This is a genomic window from Paenibacillus sp. N3/727, from assembly GCF_022637315.1.
Taxonomy (GTDB): domain Bacteria; phylum Bacillota; class Bacilli; order Paenibacillales; family Paenibacillaceae; genus Paenibacillus_AQ; species Paenibacillus_AQ uliginis.
Genome location: NZ_CP093336.1, coordinates 2,510,638 through 2,535,187 on the forward strand (window position 1 = coordinate 2,510,638; position 24,550 = coordinate 2,535,187).

Annotated in this window: 29 protein-coding genes and 1 other annotated feature (1 of these 30 cut by a window edge); of the genes, 21 read left to right on the forward strand and 8 right to left on the reverse strand. The window is 45.7% G+C overall.

The features are described from left to right. The first annotated feature begins 21 nt into the window (after window positions 1-21). From MNQ98_RS11335 to MNQ98_RS29840, 5 genes are all read left to right on the forward strand, one after another. Window positions 22-894: a 3-hydroxyacyl-CoA dehydrogenase family protein gene (locus tag MNQ98_RS11335; RefSeq protein ID WP_241933256.1), complete on the forward strand. Its 873-nt coding sequence runs from the start codon at window positions 22-24 to the stop codon at window positions 892-894. Continuing rightward, window positions 891-2,105 carry an acetate/propionate family kinase gene (locus MNQ98_RS11340; protein WP_241933257.1) on the forward strand — a complete coding sequence of 405 codons (1,215 nt, stop codon included), beginning with the start codon at window positions 891-893 and terminating at the stop codon, window positions 2,103-2,105. Before MNQ98_RS11335 ends, MNQ98_RS11340 begins: the two co-directional genes overlap by 4 nt. A gap of 19 nt (window positions 2,106-2,124) precedes the next feature. Then, complete coding sequence (gene asnS, locus MNQ98_RS11345; protein WP_241933258.1) at window positions 2,125-3,420, forward strand: asparagine--tRNA ligase; 1,296 nt, start codon at window positions 2,125-2,127, stop codon at window positions 3,418-3,420. Window positions 3,421-3,435: 15 nt separating this feature from the next. Continuing rightward, window positions 3,436-4,197, forward strand: a complete 762-nt coding sequence (locus MNQ98_RS11350) for a DnaD domain-containing protein (protein ID WP_241933259.1) — start codon at window positions 3,436-3,438, stop codon at window positions 4,195-4,197. A gap of 297 nt (window positions 4,198-4,494) precedes the next feature. Further along, the gene (locus MNQ98_RS29840; RefSeq protein WP_208914500.1) at window positions 4,495-4,632 is read left to right on the forward strand and encodes an IS3 family transposase; all 138 of its coding nucleotides are present in this window, start codon (window positions 4,495-4,497) and stop codon (window positions 4,630-4,632) included. A gap of 265 nt (window positions 4,633-4,897) precedes the next feature. Here MNQ98_RS29840 and MNQ98_RS11355 read toward each other — a convergent pair whose 3' ends face one another. Next, complete coding sequence (locus tag MNQ98_RS11355) at window positions 4,898-5,056, reverse strand: hypothetical protein (RefSeq protein WP_241933260.1); 159 nt, start codon at window positions 5,054-5,056, stop codon at window positions 4,898-4,900. Window positions 5,057-5,684: 628 nt separating this feature from the next. Here MNQ98_RS11355 and MNQ98_RS11360 point away from each other — a divergent pair. From MNQ98_RS11360 to MNQ98_RS11435, 16 genes are all read left to right on the forward strand, one after another. Beyond that, window positions 5,685-6,206 carry a GNAT family N-acetyltransferase gene (locus MNQ98_RS11360; RefSeq protein WP_208914499.1) on the forward strand — a complete coding sequence of 174 codons (522 nt, stop codon included), beginning with the start codon at window positions 5,685-5,687 and terminating at the stop codon, window positions 6,204-6,206. A 769-nt stretch (window positions 6,207-6,975) separates the two neighbouring features. Further along, window positions 6,976-7,686 (forward strand): response regulator transcription factor, encoded by a 711-nt coding sequence (locus tag MNQ98_RS11365; RefSeq protein ID WP_241933261.1) that lies wholly within the window; start codon window positions 6,976-6,978, stop codon window positions 7,684-7,686. Then, complete coding sequence (locus tag MNQ98_RS11370) at window positions 7,683-9,083, forward strand: sensor histidine kinase (protein WP_241933262.1); 1,401 nt, start codon at window positions 7,683-7,685, stop codon at window positions 9,081-9,083. Before MNQ98_RS11365 ends, MNQ98_RS11370 begins: the two co-directional genes overlap by 4 nt. An 84-nt stretch (window positions 9,084-9,167) precedes the next feature. After that, window positions 9,168-9,926 carry a PepSY domain-containing protein gene (locus MNQ98_RS11375; protein WP_241933263.1) on the forward strand — a complete coding sequence of 253 codons (759 nt, stop codon included), beginning with the start codon at window positions 9,168-9,170 and terminating at the stop codon, window positions 9,924-9,926. A gap of 147 nt (window positions 9,927-10,073) precedes the next feature. After that, window positions 10,074-10,673, forward strand: coding sequence for a PepSY domain-containing protein (locus MNQ98_RS11380; RefSeq protein WP_241933264.1), 600 nt, complete (start codon window positions 10,074-10,076; stop codon window positions 10,671-10,673). A 237-nt stretch (window positions 10,674-10,910) separates the two neighbouring features. Beyond that, window positions 10,911-11,624 (forward strand): YjjG family noncanonical pyrimidine nucleotidase, encoded by a 714-nt coding sequence (locus MNQ98_RS11385; protein ID WP_241933265.1) that lies wholly within the window; start codon window positions 10,911-10,913, stop codon window positions 11,622-11,624. Then, window positions 11,621-12,280: an HAD family hydrolase gene (locus tag MNQ98_RS11390; RefSeq protein WP_347272250.1), complete on the forward strand. Its 660-nt coding sequence runs from the start codon at window positions 11,621-11,623 to the stop codon at window positions 12,278-12,280. Before MNQ98_RS11385 ends, MNQ98_RS11390 begins: the two co-directional genes overlap by 4 nt. A gap of 94 nt (window positions 12,281-12,374) precedes the next feature. After that, window positions 12,375-12,968, forward strand: coding sequence for an HAD-IA family hydrolase (locus tag MNQ98_RS11395; RefSeq protein ID WP_241933266.1), 594 nt, complete (start codon window positions 12,375-12,377; stop codon window positions 12,966-12,968). Between the two features lie 24 nt (window positions 12,969-12,992). Further along, a complete protein-coding gene (locus MNQ98_RS11400) occupies window positions 12,993-13,463 on the forward strand; it encodes a DinB family protein (protein WP_241933267.1) in 471 nt (156 codons plus the stop codon). 506 nt (window positions 13,464-13,969) lie between these two features. After that, window positions 13,970-14,905, forward strand: coding sequence for a cysteine synthase A (cysK, locus tag MNQ98_RS11405; protein ID WP_241933268.1), 936 nt, complete (start codon window positions 13,970-13,972; stop codon window positions 14,903-14,905). A 124-nt stretch (window positions 14,906-15,029) separates the two neighbouring features. Continuing rightward, window positions 15,030-15,158 (forward strand): GNAT family N-acetyltransferase, encoded by a 129-nt coding sequence (locus tag MNQ98_RS11410; protein ID WP_481856747.1) that lies wholly within the window; start codon window positions 15,030-15,032, stop codon window positions 15,156-15,158. Between the two features lie 121 nt (window positions 15,159-15,279). After that, on the forward strand, window positions 15,280-15,873 hold the full coding sequence (locus MNQ98_RS11415) for an RNA polymerase sigma factor (protein WP_241933269.1): 594 nt from the start codon (window positions 15,280-15,282) through the stop codon (window positions 15,871-15,873). Next, window positions 15,870-16,328 carry a hypothetical protein gene (locus MNQ98_RS11420; RefSeq protein ID WP_241933270.1) on the forward strand — a complete coding sequence of 153 codons (459 nt, stop codon included), beginning with the start codon at window positions 15,870-15,872 and terminating at the stop codon, window positions 16,326-16,328. The genes MNQ98_RS11415 and MNQ98_RS11420 overlap by 4 nt, the downstream gene beginning before the upstream one ends. 39 nt (window positions 16,329-16,367) lie before the next feature. Beyond that, on the forward strand, window positions 16,368-17,480 hold the full coding sequence (locus MNQ98_RS11425; protein ID WP_241933271.1) for a hypothetical protein: 1,113 nt from the start codon (window positions 16,368-16,370) through the stop codon (window positions 17,478-17,480). Next, window positions 17,464-17,868: a LiaF transmembrane domain-containing protein gene (locus MNQ98_RS11430; RefSeq protein ID WP_241933272.1), complete on the forward strand. Its 405-nt coding sequence runs from the start codon at window positions 17,464-17,466 to the stop codon at window positions 17,866-17,868. The genes MNQ98_RS11425 and MNQ98_RS11430 overlap by 17 nt, the downstream gene beginning before the upstream one ends. Then, window positions 17,855-18,163, forward strand: a complete 309-nt coding sequence (locus MNQ98_RS11435; protein WP_241933273.1) for a hypothetical protein — start codon at window positions 17,855-17,857, stop codon at window positions 18,161-18,163. Before MNQ98_RS11430 ends, MNQ98_RS11435 begins: the two co-directional genes overlap by 14 nt. Window positions 18,164-18,225: 62 nt before the next feature. On the opposite strand, the gene MNQ98_RS11440 is transcribed toward MNQ98_RS11435, so the two are convergent. The 7 genes from MNQ98_RS11440 to proB all read right to left on the reverse strand — a co-directional run bounded on the left by MNQ98_RS11440 (window position 18,226) and on the right by proB (window position 24,451). Next, window positions 18,226-18,519, reverse strand: a complete 294-nt coding sequence (locus tag MNQ98_RS11440; protein ID WP_241933274.1) for an SdpI family protein — start codon at window positions 18,517-18,519, stop codon at window positions 18,226-18,228. A 105-nt stretch (window positions 18,520-18,624) separates the two neighbouring features. Next, entirely contained in the window at window positions 18,625-19,293 is a 669-nt protein-coding gene (locus MNQ98_RS11445; protein ID WP_241933275.1) for a methylthioribulose 1-phosphate dehydratase, read from the reverse strand. Next, window positions 19,294-19,971 (reverse strand): 2-hydroxy-3-keto-5-methylthiopentenyl-1-phosphate phosphatase, encoded by a 678-nt coding sequence (locus tag MNQ98_RS11450; protein ID WP_241933276.1) that lies wholly within the window; start codon window positions 19,969-19,971, stop codon window positions 19,294-19,296. Continuing rightward, window positions 19,968-21,188, reverse strand: a complete 1,221-nt coding sequence (locus MNQ98_RS11455) for a 2,3-diketo-5-methylthiopentyl-1-phosphate enolase (protein WP_241933277.1) — start codon at window positions 21,186-21,188, stop codon at window positions 19,968-19,970. The genes MNQ98_RS11450 and MNQ98_RS11455 overlap by 4 nt, the downstream gene beginning before the upstream one ends. Further along, the gene (gene proC / locus MNQ98_RS11460; RefSeq protein ID WP_241933278.1) at window positions 21,185-22,054 is read right to left on the reverse strand and encodes a pyrroline-5-carboxylate reductase; all 870 of its coding nucleotides are present in this window, start codon (window positions 22,052-22,054) and stop codon (window positions 21,185-21,187) included. The genes MNQ98_RS11455 and proC overlap by 4 nt, the downstream gene beginning before the upstream one ends. Window positions 22,055-22,077: 23 nt before the next feature. Then, entirely contained in the window at window positions 22,078-23,325 is a 1,248-nt protein-coding gene (locus MNQ98_RS11465) for a glutamate-5-semialdehyde dehydrogenase (protein WP_241933279.1), read from the reverse strand. Between the two features lie 22 nt (window positions 23,326-23,347). After that, entirely contained in the window at window positions 23,348-24,451 is a 1,104-nt protein-coding gene (gene proB, locus MNQ98_RS11470; protein WP_241933280.1) for a glutamate 5-kinase, read from the reverse strand. Window positions 24,452-24,532: 81 nt separating this feature from the next. Then, window positions 24,533-24,550, reverse strand: a binding site (T-box leader) (it continues 198 nt past the right edge of the window).

Sequence of the window (24,550 nt, forward strand, 5' to 3'; positions counted from 1 at the left end):
AGGAAAGGGTGGAGCACAACTATGTACTTCAAAAAAATCGGCGTCGTTGGCGGCGGGACGATGGGACAAGGCATTGCCGAAATGCTGGCAGCCAAAGGACTCGACGTTATGCTGGTAGAGAAAACCCCCGAGAAACTGGAATATTCATACGGAATGATTGAGACAAGTCTCGACAAGCAGCTCGAGAGATGGGGTATTACGAAAGCGGAGAAGAAACTTATTCTAGGCCGTATTCAAAAAGTAACTCATTTTGCTGAACTAAGTGCCTGCGATATGGTGATAGAGACAATTACGGAGGACTTGGAAGCCAAGAAGCAGGTGTTCGCGCAGCTTGACCAAGTATGTCCTAGCAATATTATATTAGCAAGTAACACCTCCTCGCTTAGCTTGACGGAGCTTGCAAGTTCCACGATGTACCCTGAGCGGGTTATTGGTATGCACTTTATTCATCCAGTTTCAAAAGTTGATCTGGTAGAAATTATCCGTGGACTGAAAACTTCTGACAACACATTCACTGAGACAAAGCGTTTTGTAGAGGAAATCTCGGATAAAAAAGGAATCATGGTTTACGAATCTCCAGGTTTTGTATCAAGTCGTATGATTTGTCTTATGATCAACGAAGCGCTGCACCTCCTTCAAGAGGGTGTTGCTTCCGCAGAGGACATCGACGATGCAATGAGAATCGGATACAGCTTCCAGTATGGCCCGCTCGAAATGGCTGACCGTTTCGGACTTGATTCTGTATTGGCAGCTTTGGAGCGTATGTTCCGTGAATTTGGCGAGCTTAAATACCGTCCATCCATCGTGTTGAAAAAGATGGTTCGTGCCGGTCATCTCGGCGTGAAGACGGAAGAAGGCTTTTTCAAGTACGACAAGGATGGTGACCGGATATGAATATTCTCGTAATCAACGCGGGCAGTTCCTCGCTTAAATATCAGTTATATAACATGACGGATGAATCCGTTTTGGCAAAAGGTCTTGTAGAACGTATTGGTATGGATTCCTCCATACTGACTCACAAACCGACTGGCAAGCAGGAAGTGACGGAAGTGAGTGAAATTCTGGAGCATACAACGGCAATCCGGAAAGTGCTTGGTATGCTGACTCATAAGGAGCATGGTGTCATTTCTTCGATAGAAGAAATTCAAGCAGTAGGCCACCGTGTCGTACATGGCGGTGAATACTTCAAAGAGTCGGCGCTTGTTGACGGTCCGGCTAAAGCAGAAATCCGTCGTCTGTTCGATCTTGCACCGCTGCATAACCCTGCATCCATGATGGGTATCAAAGCGACTGAATTGAATATGCCGGGTGTTCCTCAGGTTGTTGTATTTGATACGGCATTCCATCAGACCATGCCGGAAAAATCTTATCTGTACGCTATTCCAAGAGTTCTTTATAATAAATATAAAGTCCGCCGTTACGGCGCTCACGGAACGTCCCATGAATACGTGAGTCAAACCGCTGCCGAATTCCTGACCCGTCCGATTGAAGATCTGAAAATCATCACTTGCCATATTGGTAACGGTGCTTCCATAACTGCAGTACAGAACGGCAACTCTATGGATACATCGATGGGGATGACGCCGCTGGAAGGTTTGATGATGGGTACACGGAGCGGAGATTTGGATCCTGCCATCGTGCCTTACGTGATGAATAAGGAAGAACTAACAGTTAACGAAGTGAATTCGATGCTGAACAAGCACAGCGGACTGCTTGCGATTTCCGGTATCAGCAGTGACATGCGGGAAATTACGGATGGTATGGAGAAGGGCGAGCCTAACTCTACACTCGCATTTGAGATGTATGAATACCGTGTACGCAAATATATCGGATCATACGCGGCAGCTATGAACGGAGTGGACGTTATTGTATTCACAGCCGGTGTCGGTGAAAATTCCGTGGTACTGCGCCAGAAAATATTGGAGCAACTGACTTTCCTCGGTGTGGAGCTGGATGAGGAATTAAACAAGGTGCGCTCTGGAGATCCGCGCCGTATTTCCACGAAGAATTCCAAAGTGGAAGTGCTCGTTATCCCAACCAACGAGGAATTGGTTATCGCACGAGATACTCACCGCATCGTGCAAGCGGCAAATAGTAAAGAGTAGTTAAGGGAGAGATTAATGCATGACCACGAAATGTGTGATTCGTCAAGTCAGCCAGCACGTCGGAGAGACAGTGACCATTGGCGCATGGATTAACAACAAACGTTCCAGCGGGAAAATTCAGTTTCTTCAGCTTCGTGACGGGACGGGCTATATTCAGGGCGTCGTGGTAAAAAGCGAAGTGCCGGAGCAGGTATGGGATGATGCAAAGAGTCTGACGCAAGAAAGCTCTTTGTATGTTACAGGTATTATCCGTGAAGAGCCCCGCAGCCAATCTGGTTATGAAATGACGGTAACGGGTGTTGAAATCATTCATCTGACTGAAAATTACCCGATTACTCCGAAAGAACATGGTGTCGATTTTTTGATGGATCACCGCCATTTATGGCTTCGTTCGCAGAAACAGCGTGCGATTATGGTTATCCGTGCTGAAATTATTCGTGCGATTCAGGATTTCTTCGACATGAACGGATTCACGCTGGTTGATCCGCCGATTCTTACGCCAACATCTGCGGAAGGGACAACGAACCTTTTCCATACGAAATATTTTGAAGAGGATGCTTACCTGACGCAAAGCGGTCAGCTTTACATGGAGGCTGCTGCTATGGCGCTCGGTAAGGTTTACTCTTTTGGACCGACCTTCCGTGCAGAAAAATCCAAAACCCGTCGTCACCTGATCGAGTTCTGGATGATTGAGCCGGAAATGGCGTTTACGGATCACGAGGAGAGTCTTCGTGTTCAAGAGCAGTTCATTAGCCATGTTGTGCAATCTGTCGTGAAGAACTGCCGTCAGGAGCTGGAAGCGGTGGGACGCGATATTTCCAAGCTGGAGGCTATCCAGGCACCGTTCCCGCGCATTACGTATGATGAGGCGATTGAATTCTTGCAATCCGAGGGCCATGATATCCCTTGGGGCGAAGATTTTGGTGCACCACATGAGACAGCAATCGCAGAGAAATACGAAAAACCTGTGTTTATTACACATTATCCTGCCAGCATTAAGGCATTTTACATGAAGCCGGATCCGAATCGTTCGGAAGTGGTTCTATGTGCTGACATGATCGCACCTGAAGGCTATGGTGAGATTATTGGTGGCTCGCAGCGTATCGATGATCCACAGCTTCTGGAAGAACGCTTTAAAGAGCATAGTCTGTCCATGGATACGTATCAGTGGTACATGGATCTCCGTAAATACGGAACGGTTCCTCATTCCGGCTTTGGTCTTGGACTGGAGCGTACGGTGGCTTGGATCTGCGGTCTGGATCATGTACGTGAAACCATTCCATTCCCTCGTACATTGTACCGGTTGTATCCGTAAGTGGTGAGAAAACCGATGAATCAAGCGAACGGTACCGGAGATTTTGTCTCCTGGGCAGCCGGTGCATCTGCAGGTATGAACCAGGGGATGACTGTAATCCCGTATGCACTGCTTCGATATTACCGTACGATCGGCTTGAACAGTAGTGAATGCATGCTGCTGATCCATTTGCTCGGGTTCCAGCAGGTGGAGCACAAAGGTTTCCCTTCTCTTGAAGAGCTGCAGCAGGTGACAGGGGCTACGACTGAAATGATAGCCATGATCTTGCAGAAGCTGATGAAAGAAGGACTGCTCGGTATTGACGAGCATGTCGACGAAGAACGGGGAATACAGTACGAACGTTATAACCTAAGTGGGTTATACGCGAAGCTCGGTCATTGCCTTGGCGAAGAGAGCAAAGGGGAGTCAGAAGGAGCGAAAGCTGCCGACAATTCCCGTAAAGGAAATAATTCAGCGGGCTTGGACACCTTCCGTTTCAACAAACCTGCTCCTTCCAATTCCGATCCCGTGGAGGAGGAACGAAATCTTTTTAGTATTTTTGAAAAAGAATTTGGCAGGCCGCTGTCCCCAATGGAGCTTGAAACGATCTCCGGCTGGGTAGATCAGGACCGCTATCCTGACGAGCTCATTCTGATGGCTCTGAAAGAGGCGGTGTTTGCGGGGAAGGTGCACTTCCGATACATTGACCGTATTCTGCTGGAATGGAGCAGAAACCGGGTACGTACTGCGCAGGACGCCAAAGCGTATACACAGAAATTCAGGAATATTGGCAGATAATTCAAGGGGGTGTCCCAAAAGGTCTATTGACCTGGGACGCCCCCTCTGTTGTGAAAAGAAAATAAAGTTATAGACTGACAATTAAAGTATTAGACTCAGAAAATATAGTTGTAGACTAAGCCAAGGTACTTTTGACTTAATCGCCATGTTCCACTGCAGCTTCTTCGTAATAATGGTGCTTAACGGCACTGTCCGACGGATCGTTCAGCAGCAAGCCTGGGCGTCACGGACAGCTTGTTTTGAAAGTTCAACATATATAGCTAAGAATCCCAGTCACGATAGTGACCTTGTCCCTGTATGAGTAGGAGTGTCAAAAAGTATGATACCTATGAAGACACCCTCAAAGACGTTAACGAATACATTCGCTATTACAACTACCGCTATACAGAGTGTTTGTGTGGCTTGCCACCTAACGAATACCGACGAGCTTCATAATGAAAAAACCTCAGCTGGGTTAACCGAGCTGAGGTTAATAAATTAACTTTTTTTGTTTTTTTCACTTTCTACTTGGCAGGGAGCACTTCATCTTTAGTTGCTACCACTGTTGGAGTCTTTAGATTCCGTTGACTTTCGCATCAGGTGCTTCGAATACCCCTCTAATTGAGACTAGAGTCGCACCTTACTTAACAATTGCGGGTTGACTGAAGTTTTGATCCTTACCGTTAATAATAACGGTAGCTTCTTCATAGTAAGGTCTCGCTTATGCTTTAATAACTTCAACCTTTTTATCCCCTGCTGTCTTCGCTACCTCTAACGTTGTTTTACCTTGGGCAGCGATTATCACGCCAGTAGCCAGCATAGAGACGATTAAAGCTGCGCTGAGGGCTGTGAAAATTTTCTTTCTATTGCGATTGACCATAACCATACCTCCGATATCTATTATGTAATAAGCGGCTCAAGACTATGACGAGCCGAGGGTGACTACATGACTGTGAAAAGGAGATAGTCCAACCTAAATTTACATGGTGTCCATCACCCAACACTATGTTCCGTTAATCAATATCAGTTATTACTTAGACTTCACTAATTAATTACAATATTTAACTTTTTTTGTTGGGTAATCCATCTGGTGATTGTATTATAACGTACTGACAATGATTGTAAAAGGATTTTTTCCTTGTGTTCAAATAAAATAAAGTATTAGACTCGGAAAATAAAGTTGTAGACTAAGCAAAGGCACCTTTGACTTCATCGTCATATTCCACTGCAACTGCTCAACACTCCTAGTGTAGATTTAAAATAAAGATTGATCATTTGTAATAAAGTCCGATAATTTGTAAAAAGATGATATAATTGCATTGACAAGATGGATTATGACAATTCAACAAACGGGCCATTTTGCGGAACAAGGATTAGAAATCACAGGGGAAAAAGAGTTAGCATTGGTGAATATTTTGTGTACCCTATTTTGAGAATAATGGAAATGATATTTGGAATGTTTTAGGCCATGTGTGAAAGTGGCTTGTCTTAGGAGAGGAGATAAAAAAATGATTGAATTACGAAAAATAACCGGGGATAACATAGATGAAGTAATAGCACTTGAAGTTGGAGAAAACCAGAAAGACTTTATAGAAACTACTAACCTCAGAAGCTTTGCAGACGCTCATATGTTGAACGCAGACGGGATACCAGCGACTCCCATTGCCATTTATGCCGATGGAGTTGCGGTCGGATTTTTGATGTATATTTATGATACGTTGGATCATGAATCATTTGAAAATGAAGTTTTTTACGGGAAGAAGAGCTATTTTATATGGCATATTATGATTGAAAAGAGTTATCAGGGGAAAGGATATGGCAAACTTGCCTTTGAAAAAATGTTGATGGATATTGAAAATATGCCATATGGGGAAGCAGAATATGTAGCCCTCTTTTATCGAACAAGTAATGTCAAAGCTAAAACATTATACGCTTCATTTGGTTTTGTAGATACAGGCATCATTCAGGATAATTCGATGTTGGCGATTAAAAATCTAGATGAGAAAATAACAGAATCCATAGTAGAATAGGATCTCTCGGAAAGAAATGTTAGCTATCAACGTCTCGACCCATAATAAACACAAATATCCAGAAGAAAAAACCGATTTTGTTAACTCTGTCTTAGCAAAAATATAATATTTATACCGCAATCGGGCGCGATTGTTTTAGAATTACTAGGTAGAAAATGATCAAACTTTATTAAAAAAATCGCATAGTATTTCACAAAGAATTAACCCGTTTTGATCAATCATTTTTCAAAACGAGTTCTTATCATTTAACTTAAAATATGGATTTTGGGGATATTTTAGATCAAACTTTATTCCAAACCAACACCTAGTGCTTGAGGGCACTGTCCGGTGGAACGATCGGCAGCATGCCGGTGCGCCGTGATCAGTTTGCGTAGTCTAACACTTTATTTTGATCTAACATCTGTCTGTTATGAGACGCTACGTGTACGAATCGCTCATCCAACCGCTCTTGGTCCCGAATTTCTCGAATTGTTTTTTAACTGAAGAAATTCGTCATCGTCATTATCGCTGTGCGAGTTTTGAAGCTGCCTGCTCAAACCCTCTTGTACGAAAGCGAGATTCGAGTCAGTCTCGCCCATAATCTAAATTAACAAACCCGGTACCGTATTGGTGCCGGGTTTATTATATACTGGGGAAAATAAGAAGTTAAATGAGCTTTTCTAAAGTGATATTTTTATATCGTGAAAGCGGAGCGTAGGAGTGGCCGCCGTTGTACAAAATAAGACATAGCATGTATAAATAAGGAAGGAAAAGCAGGGGGGAAGATGGTGTGAACGAAGCGGTACTAGTAATAGAAGATGAAGATAAAATTGCGCGTTTGCTCGAAATTGAGCTCGAATATGAGGGTTATCGTGTAGGAAAGGCCAGCAGTGGTACAGAAGGGCTTGAAGCTTATCGTTCCGGTAGCTGGGACTTGATCCTGCTCGATATTATGCTTCCGAATATGAGCGGAATCGAAGTGCTGCGCCGTATACGTCAGCAAAATGTAGTAATTCCCGTCATTTTACTTACGGCCAAGGACTCGGTAGAAGATAAAGTTTCCGGCCTTGATCTGGGGGCGAATGATTATGTGACCAAGCCGTTTCAGATCGAAGAGCTGCTGGCCCGTGTCCGGGCTGCCTTGCGACTTAGCCGTGCCGTTGAAGTAACCGCTCCATCCGGTTCTATACCGGATGAGGAGTGGCTAAGTGCTGCCGGACTGCGACTTAACGAGCAAACCAGGGAGGTCATTCGCGACGGTGATATGGTTGAACTGACACCTCGTGAATACGATCTGCTTACGTTTCTACTCAAGCATCAACGTCAGGTATTGACACGAGAACAGATTCTACAGGCGGTGTGGGGATATGATTATTACGGGGATACTAACGTTGTGGATGTGTATATCAGATATGTCCGTAAGAAGATTGACTATGGCCGGTCACCGGAGCTGATCCATACGGTGCGTGGTGTCGGATATGTCTTGAAGGAGCAGATATGAGGCTGAGAAGCAAAATTTATTTATATTCCTCAGTCTTGTTTTCGGTACTGCTCATTGCTGTGAACCTGTCGGTCTATATTCTGTTTGATCATATGTCTTTAAGTAACGAGATGGAACGGGTCGAAGCGGAAACGGAGTCGATTGTAAAGGGGGTACAGCGGTCCGCAGGCTCGATTCCGCCTGATGATTTACTTCGGGTGTATGCTCCGCTGGATGGAATGCTGCGCATTGTAAAACCGGACGGAACAAGCTCGCCTCCTGTAACGACATCTTCAGAACAGAAGTTAAGCGAACTGAAATACGTTTATGAAGTGGATCGAAAAACAGAACGCATTCGGGTAAATCAGACCGGTTATGTATGGGTCTCGGTCCCGGTGATCTGGCCAGATGGTGAAGTCGTTAACGTGCAGGTCGTGGAAAGTATGGCCGAAACGGAGAGTCGTCTCAAAATACTGCGCTCGGTCCTCATCGGGGTGACCCTGATTGCACTGATTCCCGCTATCTTGTCGAGCCGCATTCTGGCCGACCGGTTGATGAAGCCGATTACCTCGATGATCCGAACGATGAAGGACATCCTACGGAGCGGGCGTTTCAAACGGTTGAGTCTAGGAGGGCCGTCTAAAGATGAACTAACAGAGATGGGGGAAACGTTCAACCGGATGATCGATATGTTGGAGTCTAGTTTTGAACGCCAGGAGCGCTTTGTATCAGACGCTTCACATGAATTTAAGACACCGCTGACGATTATCGAGAGTTATGCCAGCCTGCTGAAGCGCCGGGGCCGGGAACGGCCGGAGCTTTTTGATGAGGCGGTTGAAGCTATTTTGTCTGAATCTGTCCGTATGCGTGAGATGACTGAACAATTGTTGATGCTAGCGAGAAAACCTGAGCAATGGAATGTAACTCTAGAAGCGGTCGATTTGGCAAAACTAGCGGAAGATTCGGTTCGTGCGTTTCGAAGTGCATATCATCAAGAAATATCATTAATAGCAGAGAAACCTCTCTGGCAGAATACAGATCCGAGCAAGCTCAAGCAGCTCTTGTTTATTCTGCTGGACAATGCACGTAAATACAGTGAAGCTGCCATTACGGTTAGTGTCGGCGGCAACCATCGCGAACAGTGGATTACGGTAACGGATAAGGGAATCGGGATTCCTAAAGAAGAGATGAACAAAGTGTTTGACCGATTTTACCGGATTGATCCAGCTCGGACGCGAATGTCAAGCGCAGGAGGTTCCGGACTGGGACTTTCTTTGGCAAAAGATATTGCGGGAGCTATTGGAGCGAGAATTGAACTAGAAAGTGAGGAAAATAGGGGGACGACTGCATCTGTTATTTTTCCGATAGATGGTGAACCTGGTCTCGTGAATAGACTTCCAGCTAAATCCCGGAGCTAGACAGCAGTTCTTCGTTTCTCATGAAATTCTCATCTTCCTTCGATATACTGGATGAACGGTAGTAATGACAAAGAGGTGATGTCGATGAAGTCACGACGACGCTGGGCATGGATTGCCGGGATTATCGCAGTTGCAGCTGCTGCGCTGCTGATGGTATGGTTGCCCTTCAGGTCCGAAGATCCGATGCTGACAGCACAAGCGGCGGAGCAGGCTGTGCTTGAACAATACCCGGGAAAAATTGAAGAAACCAAGCTTGAAAACGGATATTACGAGCTGCAGCTTCGCTCCGAGACGGGTCTTTACCATGTCGTCCTTGACGCCCGATTGGGTACGGTGGATTCTATTCGGCAGGTTGAAGTGACGGAGGAGAAGAAGCCGAAAACGCTTCAGAGCCGGGAGCAGGTGAAGGCAGCACTGCAGAAAAGGACAGATGGAAAAATTGATAAATTGGAACTCGTCCAACAAAAAGGTAAGCAGGTATATGAGGCAGTCATTAAGCAGAAGGACGGGAGCCGTCAGGAGGTTATTGTTGACCCCTATACAGGTGAGACGCTCTCAATCCGCAACATTCAACCTCAATCTAAACCTCCTGGTAAGGATGATAAAGACGACAAAACTGCTCAATTGCTGACAGAAGCAGAAGCATCCAAGCTTGCCCTTGCCAAAATTCCCGGTGTGGTGGATGATGTGGAGCTTCGCCGTAGAGACAGTGAAATACCTTATTATCTGATCGAAATCAATCTGAAAGACGGCCGGGAAGCGACAGTAGAGATCAATGCCATTTCAGGTGCAGTTCGTTCGGTAACTTGGGATGACGATGAACCAGATGATGATGATGAATAGTAAGCTGACTGTAGTTTTGGACTTTCTGTGAGTGTTCATACCGCTTTCTCATCAAATTCTAATGTTTCTCTTTCCAGTCTCTCATTCGTACAAGGTAATCTATAGGTGTAGACAACAATGAGAACTAGAATCTGAAGGAGGAACAAGATGATGTTGAATCGAAAGATGTGGATTGGTACGTTGTCCGCGGCGCTGCTGCTTGGAGGTACGGCGGTTGCTGCAAGCGGCACTGCAAATGGAGAAAGTGCAGACAGTAAGGCTGAAACTGGGAAGAGTTCCTATATTTCTGTAGCACAGGCTAAGAAAGCTGCGTTAAAGGTAGCGAATGGCCGTGTCGACGATGTGGATTTGGAACGAAAAAATGGTAAGGCATACTACGAAGTGGAAATTGAACGAGCAAAAGGCGATGTGGATGTGCATATCGATGCGGTGAGTGGAAAAGTGCTGGCTGTATTGGATAGGGAAATCGATAACGATGATGATGACGACTGGGATGATCAGAACAGCGCCAAACCTACAGATGTTAAGATTACATCTGAACAGGCATCTGCTATTGCAACCATGGCCGCAGGCGAAGGGAAAGTTATCAAAATCGAATTGGATGAGGACGACAATCGATACATCTATGAAGTTGAACTAAGAACTTCGAAGGGTGAAGCTGATGTGGACATCGATGCTGTGACAGGAAAAGTGCTGTCTGTCGATCATGACCATGACCATAACGATGACCATGACGATGAAGATTAATAACTTCATATCTTAAGAACTTTTTGCAGTTGAATGAATGTTTTATATATAGCTTGCCCAGATGTTTCAGGAGCAAGTGTAGCAGGAGGACCTTGAGGTGATGATTCCTTAGATAGGGATTAGATGCCTTTAGGTCTTTTTGTTGTATATTGTTCCATACTAATGAATTTGATATTATCAAAATTCCTATGGAGACGAAGAATCAGTTAGGTTATGATTTGTTGAGGAAGGAGATGGATGAGGGTGAATTATAAGGCAATTATTTTTGATTTGGACAACACACTGCTGGATTACGATCAGAGCGAGCAGAACTGCATGAAACAGGCGCTTGCTGATCACCGGCTGAATGATGACTTGGAGTGGGATGAATTCTGGACCGTCTTTGGACCGATCAATTTTAAATACTGGATGGACAGAAATTTGAACAATCATAAGATTCATCAGGTGCTGGAACATTCCTTTACGGATACGTTTCAAGCGTTGAAGCGGAAAAACACCGAACCGCAGGCCATTTCGAAAACATATTGGAATTTATTTTGCAGCACATGTCATTTGGAACCGAACGCAGATGCAATTTTGGAGTCACTCCACGGGCAATATAAATTAGGTGTGATTTCAAACGGGATAGGCGACGCGCAGAGACAGCGACTGAAAGTAGGGGAGCTTTATCAATATTTTGATGCGCTTATTATTTCGGACGAGGTCAACTGCTGGAAGCCGGATCACCGTATTTTTGAACATGCTCTTGAAGCGTTGGATGTCCGTGAGAACGAGGTATTATATATTGGTGATTCTTTGACCGACGATTATATGGGTGCGACCAATGCGGGAATAGACTTTTGTTTCTATAATGGACGGGGACTGACACTTCAAGGGGATCAGAACCCCAAGTACATGATTAACGATCTCATGGAAATTATGAAACTGTTGGAGAGTGGTGTGAAAGTATGATGAGATATCAAAATGTATTGTTCGATCTCGATGGAACCCTGACCGACCCCAAGATCGGAATTACAAAATCCGTTCAGTATGCTCTTGCCAAGTTCGGTATTCATGAGCCTGACCTGACTAAATTGGAGTTTTTTATTGGACCACCACTGCAGAACACTTTTATGGAAACCTATTCCTTCTCTTCGGACAAAGCCTGGAAAGCCGTAGAATATTATAGAGAATATTTTAGGGATCACGGGATATATGAAAATAAGCTGTATGGTGGAATGCTCGAAGTGCTTGAGCTTCTACGTTCCCAAGGTAGGACACTGTTTGTCGCTACGTCCAAGCCATCTGTATTTGCACATATGATCCTGTCCCACTTTCAAATGGATTCTTTCTTTACCTTTGTCAGCGGAGCTGAATTGGATGGAACACGTTCAGATAAGTCCGAGATCATTAAACATATAATAGATAATTATCGATTAGATCCATCGGATACCGTGATGATCGGGGACCGGAAGCATGATTTAATTGGAGCTCACAATAACAACGTACATTCCATCGCCGTCAGTTTCGGATATGGATCGGAAGAAGAGCTTATGGCCGCTGATCCAACTTATCTTATACATACTGTGCAGGAACTTTTACAGTCATTTAGCATGGTTGAGGTATAGTGGGATAAATAAAATTCCTGTTCGCATCATTACCAATACCGTATCCAAGTCACCTTGGGAGCTGTCTGGGCTGCTGGCTTTACAGGGGATACATATGCCCCCAGAACATATCATTAATCCTATATCTGTGCTGGATGAATATTTGAATACGCATCATATCCATACATTCTTCTTTGTCGGACCGGATACTTTTCAGAGTCAAATGAAGACAAGAACATCATCATATGAAACTCCTGAAGCTGTTATTTTGTGTGACTTTGAGTACATTGAAACCGACTACAAGCTGTTAAACCGCATATATCACTACTTGATTCAGGGCTCTGTCCTGATTACGACCAGCTATTCGGAATACTACTTATCAGACGGAGTAAGAAAGCTGGATACCGGTTCATTTACGAGAATGTTTGAACAGGTTTCGAGGCAAAAGGCAGCAGTGCTTGGAAAACCGTCTCGTACGATCTATGAGACAGCAGTAAAGCAGCTCGGTTGTCTACCTTCAGAAATAATCAGCGTTGGGGATGATATTCTGACCGATGTGCCTGGCGCTAAAGAAGCCGGACTGAAGCCTGTGCTGGTGCGTACGGGAAAATACAGACCTGAGGATGAACTAGGCAGCGATGATTGCGTCGTAGTTAATGATTTGTATGAGTTCATTGCGAGAATAGAAAATGCAACATTAAGCATTTAATTTAACAGAGGGGGTTGATCTAAAGTGTATTCATTATTTTTATACAATTGGCAGGTAAGGGATGAGTGGATTGACGTTCTACAGACACGATCGCATGAAGAGTTGACAGCAGAGCGAATCGGGGGAGTAGGATCTATCTTAAAAACCTTGTTTCATATCGTGGATGTTGAGTACAGCTGGCTGCGTGGAATTGAAGGTTATAACGACCCGGAACCTGTTTATGAGGAATATCCAACCTTACAGTCTGTTAAACTCCTATCGGATAAATACAGGGAAGATCTGAAGATCATCCTGCAATCTTTAACTGATGAAAAGGAACAAAGAGTGGTTAAAGTACATTGGAATGAGAAATCTTTTGTGTACGGTGAAATACTGCGCCATGCTGCAGCCCACGAAATTCATCATATGGGACAGCTCTCTGTTTGGGCGAAAGAGCTCGGTATGGAGCGAGTGTCAGCTAATTTTATTGGCAGGGGACTAGGGGCAAGCATATAAGGAAACTGAAAAATCAACACCCATTCCTTCATAGAAATGCTGTATTCTAAATGTTGACTATTTTGATTTTTTCTTCACATAGATGACTAAGTTTCTCTAATTCTAAGATTGTGTCTTCAATTTTAGCACCGCGAAAAGTCTTCCTTCGAAAATCTTGGTCCACTACTTGGTTCGGAACAATATCCGGCAGCTTGAGAATAATTTTTCCGATGCCAAACTTTCTCCTAATGAACTTACTCTACAGGTGGAAAATATGTATAAGGATGGGAAGAGTTCATGCGAACATACCTGCCGAAAAAAACGTGAATCTATATAGATTGAACTAAAGAAAATACCCACTACAAGAGCATGGAATAAATGAAAAGGCTCTGAAGTCGCTTTATGATATAACGTAATGGAATGAACTGATTTGATCGAAAATATTATCCATGCGGGGGCTTTTTGTTTTTTGTTACTATGAATGGTAAAGTGAAAGTTAGAGATTACAATTAAATGGAGGTCACACCATGTCAGGAATAGCCAAAAATTTAACGGATCTTATTGGAAATACTCCGTTACTTGAACTGTCCAACTTTAATGAAAGTCATCACCTGCAGGGCAAGGTGATTGCTAAATTAGAATATTTTAATCCGGCTGGAAGCGTGAAAGACCGGATTGGATTCGCGATGATCAAGGATGCAGAGGAGAAGGGCTTATTGAAACCCGATTCCGTCATTGTTGAACCGACAAGTGGCAATACGGGTGTCGGTCTCGCATTTGCCGCGGCTGCGCTCGGATATAAGTTGATTATCACGCTTCCAGAAAGCTTTAGTATGGAACGTAGAAAATTGCTGGCTGCTCTTGGAGCAGAGCTCGTGTTAACTCCCGCTAATGAGGGAATGGCAGGTGCCATTAGCCGCGCGGAGGAGATTGCTGCTTCCACACCAGGCTCATTTATTCCTCAACAGTTTAATAATCCGGCTAACCCAGCCGTTCACAGGAAGACTACAGCCGAAGAAATCTGGCGGGATACGAACGGCGAGGTGGATATTTTCGTAGCGGGGGTAGGTACTGGCGGAACGATATCAGGCGTAGGCGAAGTACTGAAGCAAAAGAACAGTAATGTAAAGATTGTTGCTGTAGAGCCTGCTGATTCACCGGTACTGTCCGGAGGACAGCGCGGTGCTCACCAGATTCAGGGGATAGGCGCGGGCTTTATCCCTGGTAACTTCAACAAGGAATTTGTTGATGAGATTGTAACGGTAACCAACAACCACGCGATTGAAACGGCAAGAGAACTTGCTAAATCCGAAGGATTGCTCGTAGGAATATCGTCCGGAGCAGCTGCTTATGCAGCCATGCAGCTCGCGAGCAAGCCTGAGAACAAGGATAAGAACATTGTTGTCCTCCTGCCCGACAGCGGAGAGCGTTACTTATCTACGAATCTTTACGAGGAAATATAGTTCATTACTACATGTTCTTAAGTTGAACAGAAAGAGCAGCTTCCGGCAGTGAAGCTGTTCTTTATTTTTGTCTAGTCATCTGAACAATTCTGTCCGAAGTTATGTTATTCTAAGTTATATATTTATGGTCAGAAGAGCGATTTCTCTATATCAATCGGTTGGTTTTGAAGTGGAGGGCGTCAAGAAGCATTCCATTGTCATTGATGGAGAATATATCGATGAATATTATATGTCGAAACTTCTTACCGTATAAAATCGTTCTAGATGGTAACCGATGAAGGAGATATATACAGACTTTCATTCTTAGAGGAACGTCGGATGACGTTCTTTTTTCATTTTTTAATAATTTTTTTGAAAAAGTGCAGGGGGCGGGTATGTGTCTTGCGTCTATTCATTACGGGAAGGAGGAGAGAGCTATTGAGACAGAAAGATTAATCACACGCATACTGCAGGGCGAGCAGGAAGCCTTTCGGGAGCTGGTAAACCTGTACAGCCAGCACGTGTTCCATACGGCATATTCGGTCCTGCGGGATGCCAAGGAAGCGGAAGATGCGTCACAGGAAGTGTTTATCCAGGTGTTCAAAGCTCTCCCCCAGTACCGTTCTGAAGGATTTAAGACATGGATCACCCGCATAACGCTTAACAAATCGATCGATTTGAAACGTAAGATTACGCGTCGGTCCCCCGAACAGCAGGGAGAAGACGGTGAAGCACTTGAACGGATTCCTTCCCGGGACCCAGATACACTTGCTCATTTGATAAACAAGGAAAAGAAAGAAGAGTTGAGACAAAAAGTAAACAGTCTTCCGAATAATCATCGTGAGGTTGTCACCGCTTTTTACCTGGAGGAAAAAAATTACGAACAAATTTCCGTCGAGCTCGGAGTCACCATTAAAACGGTTGAGTCTAAGCTTTACAGAGCCAGACAGTGGATCCGAAACACATGGAAGGAGGATGAATGGAAATGAATAAGCCGAATTCCAATTGGAGATTACAGGCAGCCAGCTACATAAAAGGAGAATGCTCTTCCGAAGAAGCATCTTCATGGGAAGCATTAATGCTTTCTGATGATGCTGCTTTGGATGTATATATGCAGGTCATGACTGAAATTGATAGTGAGCTTCCTGCGTTGGGAAATTCTGAAGACTTTGCTGACGGAGTGTTGTCTAACGAGGAAATTATTCCTTACCGGAACCGGGTAGTTCCGATTTCATCCGACCGGCCGCGTCGCTGGTATGAGCGTCCGTTGTTTCATTATACGGTGGCCGCTTCCATTACGTTGGTGCTGATGTTCTCAGGTGCGTTTGACCGATTGTTTCCAGAAGATACACACCATACAGCTCCTAAACTATCCCAATCTACATCTTATAGTAAACAATTGATGGAAAAAACGACAAGCTGGCTTGACCGGCTGAAACCTTAATAAAGTTGAGAATGACAAAATGTGAAAGGATGATGCATTGTGCAACCACAACGCAATAAAGGGCTGGCCTTTATCATGAATGTGATTCCCGGGTTGGGCCACTACTACTGGGGCAGAAGAGGACGGGCTCTTTTGTATCCGCTGATGTTTTTCGGTATCCTGATGGGCGGATTTATTCTTGCTTTCGGAACGGGTGAAGAGGGTCCATTAATTCTCGGCATATTCGTTGCGTTATTAATATGGGGGATCAGTATGATCGATTTGTTGGTGGCCTTGTTGAGATATACACCGACCATAGTGATACACGATGAATATGGCCGCCCGATGACAGTACCTCTGGATAAAAGTGAAGACAGCGAACGTTTCTATACAATTTTGCTGTCGTTTATTCCTGGATTAGGGCATTTCCAGCTGGGCCTCATGCAGCGGGGATTATCCTTCCTCATCTCCTTTTTCGGCTTGGCGACGATTCTGATGTTTCTTACGGGGCTAACGAACGAGTCTGTGTTTCTGGTGTTTTTCGGTATGCTGCCAATCATTTGGCTGTACTGCATGTTTGATGTCGTTCAGCTTGTTCACCGCAAACAGGCAGGTGAGTTTATCCAAGATCGGACGTTGTTCGAGGAATTAGAATCAGGACGCGATGAAAGCCGGCGCAGTAAAGTGTTCGCTACATTGCTCTCTGCTTTTCCAGGAGCAGGCCAGATGTATCTTGGGCTTCAAAAACGTGGATTTCAGATGATGGTTATGTTTCTGGGCAGCATTTATGTAATGGACGTGTTGAGACTGTCGCTGTTTATGTTTCTTATCCCGTTGATCTGGTTTTATTGCTTCTTTGACGGACTACAGCAGATAAGCCGTTACGGCCGTGAACCTCTTCGTGATAAACCAGTAATTGAAGGTTTTGTCAATCATCAGAGATGGGTTGGACTAGGTCTGCTCATACTCGGTCTATATTTTATCTTTACAACGGCTGTTCTTCCTTACCTAGAGAGCATGTTCCCAGAAGTGCCAATCAGCTACCACATTCGTAACTATGTGAAGACCGGGTTAGTTTCTCTTCTGCTCATTGGCGGCGGGATCAAGTTAATGTCCGGTTCGAAAAAAGAAAAGCGGAGAGAGGAGTATCCTTTCCATGAATCAGATCAATAATCCGTCAGGATACGAACCGGTCCCGGCAACAACAGTACGACAGTGGAGAGTTGGGACGCTATCGATGGGAGTCTCACTGCTATTACTAGGCCTGCTGGTGTTAACTTCCCAGTTGAAGGGGACAGAGATATTTGATTCTGCTCTGAAATGGTGGCCGATTGTATTTGTACTGCTAGGGATAGAGATTGTAGGATATACGCTCTTTTTCCGAAAAGGAGATTATGTCAAATATGACGTGTTCAGCATACTCTTAATCGGACTTCTGACCTTTGGGTGTATCGTAATGGCTGCTCTCACTTCAACGGGTTTGATGGATCAGATTCGCCGTGAGATCGGCGCGGTATATAAAGACCGTGCAAATACCGGACATCAACATGGATGTGCCTAAAGGGGTTACTAAAGTCATTGTACAAGGAAGTCATTTGTACAATGTAAAGAGTGACTCCACTAGCTCAGAAGATCTGCTCGTATTTGGAAACTTGCGCACAACCGAAGAGGAATTGAAAGGGGATAGTTTGTCCTCTCTCATACAAACGAAGCAGTCTGGTAATGTGCTGTACATTAACTTGTCCGAGCCGCCACGCTACGGAATGAATAGAGGCTCACAGCAGCTCGATGTGACGGTATCAGCTCCTTCTTCGTTAAAAGTTATTGTACGAGACTGGAGCGGGAATGTGCGATAGCACCAAACAAGAGCATAATAGTGTGTGAATAAAAAATGTAAAACGAGGCATTTGAGCCCGTTTTACATTTTTTTTAGTTTATTTTCGATCAAAATATTAATCAATACGAAGGAAATGATAGTACCAACGGCAGTTGTCGCAAAATGACCAGTTATTGCAGCAATGCTCAGTAGAATGATGCCAAATATCATCATTAGTTGACTGCAGTATCGGTTCGCAGTTTTCCAACTCCATTCATTTTTCATCGAGGAGTAGGTCCGGTAGCCGTAAAATGCATTTATCTTTTTAGGTGGAAATAAAAACAACACAGCGCCTGTAATGAATAAAATAGCGCCCAAGGTAAGACTTAAAAGCATAATTTCAAACCCTTTCTTGAACCGAAAGACAAGGCGTGTCAATTATGAAGGCAAGTTTCAATATTGACTGCCTTGAATGTTCTGGTTCTATAGGTGCAATAGTTATTACAATGCTGAAGGCGCAGCTTGAGCCCCATTCAGAAGCAGACGCCGATACGTGTACTCAAAAATAAATTCAAAGGCTTCCAGATGGCGTTTGGCTTCAAATGCATTTTGTCCCCAGGCGTAAATGCCGTGATTCCGGAGCAGGATGCCAGGAATGGCAGGATCAAGCGCTTCGGGAACAAGCTCAGCGATTTTAGGAATATCCGCATAGTTCGGGAGGATCGGAATACGGATGGCCGCATCTTCTTCCCAAATATTAAAAGCTTTAATCAATTCGATCCCTTGAGCGGGGACGTAACCCTGCTCACCATACCAATCGCTGATCAAGTTATTATCGACCGTATGTACATGGAAAATAGCTCCGCACCCGGTTTTACGATAGATCTCACAGTGAATGAGTGTCTCGGCGCTCGGTTTCAAACCGGTTGTCTCACAAGGACGTCCGTCTTGATCAACGAACAGGTAATCCTCCGGTGTATGTACAGATTTGTCCTTGCCGCTGGCTGTTACAGCAAAATGGAACTGCTCAGGTAGGTAGTCCCCAACCCGAACGGAAAGATTACCGCTTGTGCCAGGGAACCAGCCGCGAGACGCGAACAGCTCTTTGACGTCACGAAGCTCGCTTAGCGCTGCTTGTTTTTGCTCCAATTTAATTTCTGAAAAGTTCATTTACAGCACCCCCTGGCGTCTTTTAAGTTTCATGTCCTCAATGATTTCGGTAAAAGTTTCAAAAGGAACGTGATTCACACCAAGCTCCTTACACCGCTCCGTAAGGGTTGATCTGGAGTAGACAAGGTCAGCCTGTTTTGCCCCTTCAAAGTCTGTAATGCTGTCCCCGATCAAAACTCGGGTGTAGGTCTCGGCAGGGAAGTCGTTCATCACGGTCACCTTGCACATACCACAGTTATTGACACACGGTTCCTGACAAGGATGAGGCCATGTTATCTCGATATGCTCACCTTCAAAATCAGCACCATTGCAATAGACATTCTCCTCTGGAATACCGAATGGCTCAAGCAGTGGATCAACAAAAAAATCGATGCCGCCGCTGGTAACATAAAACGGAATGTTCTCTGATTTCAGGTAGTCTAGAAATTCACTAAACCCTTCCCGAATGATTGCTTGATCCAGTACGTATGAGATAATTTCAGCTTTGCGGGAGGATGGGAACAAAGCGAACATGCGGCCAACGCCTTCCCGGATGGAAATGCTCCGGTCCAGTACGGCTTCCATGACTGCCTTGTAGCCCTCCGGCTTAAAATGCTTCATAATCGCAACGATATTGTCGTTGGCCGTTATCGTTCCGTCAAAATCGCAAAAAATGATCGGTTTTTTTCCTGATGTCATGCTTCTCCTCCCCATAGTTCAAGTGCAGCTTTCAATTCTGGATGTGCTGCAGCATAATCGGTAAGCGGTGTCCGGTCTATGGCCGCTTGAATAGCTTGTACAAAAGCACGGCCACCCGCCTCAGTCCCCATCGGATGACCGTGGATACCTCCACCAGCGTTGACCACCACATCCAAACCGAAGTCACGGATGATCTTGGGAACAAGACCAGGGTGAATTCCGGCAGATGGGACCGGCATACTGCGCTTGACTCCCATATCCGCCTTGTGCAGCTCATCCCGGATTGCGAGGTTCTCATCACGGGGCATCGTGACAGATCCGTAAGGGGATGGGAAGAGTACCAAATCTGCTCCCGCAAGACGCATCAATTGACCAAGCAATACTGGCGCAGCTATTCCGTAGTGTGGTGATGGATAAAGAGCACCAGCCAGTGCGGGGTGAGCGGCGATCGGTACGCTGATCTCCGGATCTGAGCTGAGCTCCTGAAGGACATCGTAACCATAAGAGAGCACATTGAAGAGCAGTGCATTCGCACCTGCGTCAATCGCCCGCAGTGCCTGCTCCCGAAGGCCGGAAGTGCGTCCGGTCAGATTGGCTGCATACAGAAGTTTCTTGCCAGTCTCCAGTTCCGTTTCGGCAGCAGCCTGCATGCACAGTTTCACCCGGGTGGCAATCGGCGTGAGTTCATTTTCAAACAAAATCTCATCGTCCTTGATCAGGTCTACGCCTCCGCGTGCCTGGCGAATAAACTGTTCTCTCAGCTCGTCCGCATTTAATCCGATGACGGATTTGAAAATGCTCATAAGAAGTGGGCGGTCAAATACACCGAGCTGTTGACGGACACCCTCAATGCCGAACTTTGGACCTGGGAAACCAGTAAGAAAATCGTCGGACAGATCAAGCGACATGAGCTTAATTCGCCCATCCATCGATATTTTGCCGAACACCGTTACTAAGAGAGCAGGGATATCCCGCCTAAAGTTGATGTCAGGGTAAGCGATTCGGATATCAGCATATCTGCCTCCAGGCTGGCCGTGTTGAGATTCATGAATCTCAACAGCATAAACTTCACCCAGATGTTTTTTCAGAGACTCCCGTTTGGCCTGCGGTAGCTCCGTCCAGCTGCCGACGGTCATACCGACGGCAATCGACTCAGCTTTTTTGCGGAAATCGGCATGGTCGTCATGGATACGGTATGTCGCTATGCATCGGCTCATGAGATTTGTCCTTTCAGAACAGCACCCATTTCACGGGAGCGTTCGGCACAACGGTTTACAGCAGAGATGACCGTTTCAAAAAAGTCCCCTTGATCAAGTCTTTCAAGTGCTGCTTGCGTTGATCCGTTTGGCGATGTTATCTTGGCCCGCAATGCAGAAGGATGTTCTCCGGTAACCTGCACCATACGGGCAGCACCCATAATGGTCTGCAGCGTAAGCTCTCTGCTCTGATCGGCTGTGAGACCACCCCGGATGCCGGCGGCAGTCATCGCTTCCATCAGATAGTAGAAGTAAGCCGGACCGCTTCCGGAAATGCCGGTCAGAATATCCATCTTCTCCTCTTCAATAACAGTGACATCTCCGACTGCTTCGAACAAGGTCAATACAAGCTGCCGTGTATGATCATCGATTTCCTTTGAGAAGGAAATACCGGTAGAACCCATTCCAATAGAACTGGAGGTGTTCGGCATGGTACGTGCGATCGGCTGCTTTTTGCCAAGAAGATTTTGAGTGGTCTGGATGGATAGTCCTGCAATGACGGAGACGAGCAGTTGGTCGTCGGACAGAATCGGTCCGAGTTCTTTCAAAGCCTTAGCAGCGTCTTTGGGTTTCATAGCAAGCACGATAACTGGGGAAGTTTTCAGTATTTCTAATTTCTCCTGAGCATCATTGCTGACTTTCACACCATATCGATCCTGCAGCTCCTGCAAGCGTAAAGAGTTGCTTCGATTCAGCATGGTAATGTCCTCTGGACGCATAACTGAACGGCTCGCGAGACCGCGCACAATGGCTTCAGCCATGGATCCTGCACCGTAGAAGGTGATTGCCTTTTCAATCAAAGGCCGATTCTGGGGAGATTGACACATAAGTTGTTCCTCCTTCTTGGATTTTATTGTCGGATTTGACCATTGCCATGAATGACATATTTGGTGGACGTGAGAGATGGGAGCCCCATAGGACCGCGGGCGTGGAGCTTTTGCGTACTGATGCCGATTTCAGCTCCGAAACCGAATTCGAAACCGTCAGTAAAACGGGTTGAGGCATTGTGATACACGGCTGCAGCATCCACACCCTGCAAAAAGCGTTCAGCATTGTCCTGTGACTCGGTAACGATACATTCCGAATGCTTCGTTCCATAGGCAGCAATATGATCCATGGCATCGTCCAGATTGTTTACAAGCTTGACGTTAAGTATATAATCATTGTACTCCGTTGCATAATCCGCTGACGAAGCTTGAATCACCCATGAAACTAGCTTTTTAGTTTCCTCACAGCCTCTAAGCTCCACACCGGATTCCCGGAACTTCACCGCGAGCTCTTCCAAATGTGACTCGGCAAAATTCTTATGAAGAAGCAACGTTTCCATCGAATTGCATACGGAAGGACGCTGTACTTTGGCGTTGATACAGATGGCTTCTGCTATAGCAGGATCGGCGGATGCATCGATAAACGTATGACAGATGCCTGCTCCTGTTTCAATGACCGGTACAGTCGCATTCATAACGACATTTTGAATAAGCGAGCTGCCACCGCGAGGGATAATGACATCGAGCAGTCCATTCAATTTCAGCATCTCGTCAACGGAAGATCGGTTCGGATCCTCGATGAGCTGCAATGCATCTTTGGGAAGAGCGGTATGTGTCATAGCTTCGTGAAGCACCTCAACGATTTTGCGGTTGGAGGAGAGGGCGGAGGAACCGCCGCGCAGAACAACGGCATTACCGGTTTTGAGGCACAAGCCAGCCGCATCAACGGTTACGTTGGGACGTGCTTCATATATGATACCAATTACACCGAGCGGAACGCGAATTTTGGTAATGTTTAGTCCGTTCGGGCGTTCAATGACTTCAAGTGTATCTCCGACCGGGTCTGGTAGCTTAACGATCTGACGCAGCCCTTCGGCAATGTCCTCAATCCGGGATTTATTCAAGGCCAAACGGTCCAGCAGGGAAGGGGAAGTTCCTTGCTCTTTACCGCGGCGGAGATCTTCAGCGTTGGCTTCAATGATATCCGCCGATCGGCTGACAAGCGCATCAGCCATAGCTAACAAAGCCTCGTTTTTCTGGGTTGTGTTCAGTTTATTCAGTATGGAGGACACACTTTTGGCAAGTCCTGCTTTACTTCTTACTTCACTCATGGTTTCTTCCTCCTTCAATATTTTATTTTAACGTAATCCATTCATCGCGGTGAATAACCTCAAGCCGGTGTACCTCACCGATTGCGGAAATAACGTCTCCGCTTGGCAGACCGAGAATGGTCTGTAGCTGATCTTCGTCATAATTGACAATTCCTCGTCCAAGCCTTTCATTGCTGCTGTTAATGACTTCAACAACGTCTCCGGCATGGAAGCTGCCTTCCACTCGCTTGACGCCGACGGGCAGCAGACTGTGGCCGCCGTGGAGCAGCGCCTCTTGTGCACCGTCGTCCACAACAATCCGTCCTATCGGAGAAGACATAAATCCGAGCCATTGCTTCTTCATCGGCAGGGAGGAGAGGTGGGTGGCGAAATACGTGCCCTTACCTTTGCCTTCCAATGCGGTCATCAAATCTCCGAATTCGTTTGCTTTACCGATAAAGACAGGAACTCCGCCGCGTGTGGCAATTTTGGCTGCATCAATCTTGGATCTCATGCCCCCTGTCCCCACACTTGATCCAGCACCACCAGCGAGAGTGTATATCTCATCGGTAATTTCTTCTACCTCTTCAAAACGCACGGCTTCAGGTGACTTACGCGGATCGGCTGTGTACAGCCCATCCATGTCGGTCAAAATAATCAACTGACGCGCCCGGACCAGATTCGCAACAAGGGCAGACAGCGTATCGTTGTCGCCGAACTTGAGTTCGTCAATTGAAACGGTGTCGTTCTCATTGATCACGGGAATGACACCTTGCTTCAGCAGTTCATCGATCGTCATGCTGGCATTATTCATCCGTTTTCGGTTGGCAAAATCGGTCCGCGTCAATAAGATTTGCGCTGCGATCAACCCCCGGGCTCCAAAAGCATTCTGATATGAACGCATAAGCAGGGACTGGCCGACAGCGGCAGCGGCTTGCTTCTCATGCAGTAGCCGCGGGCGGATCGGATAACCGATCTTGCGGAAACCTGCGGCAACCGCTCCAGAAGTCACGAGCAGTACTTCGTGCCCTGCTTCGCGGAGGGCGGCTAGCTCCCCGGCAAAAAAGTTGATGGCTTCCAGATTTAAACCACCCTCGTCACTCGTTAATGAGCTGCTTCCGATTTTTACGACGATGCGTGACGGCATCGCTATCACTTCCTCTGTTAAAAGTCAATTATAAAACCTATACTTTCTTATATTTAAATAAAAAAACTTTCATCCTTTAATGTAAAGGACGAAAGTTTC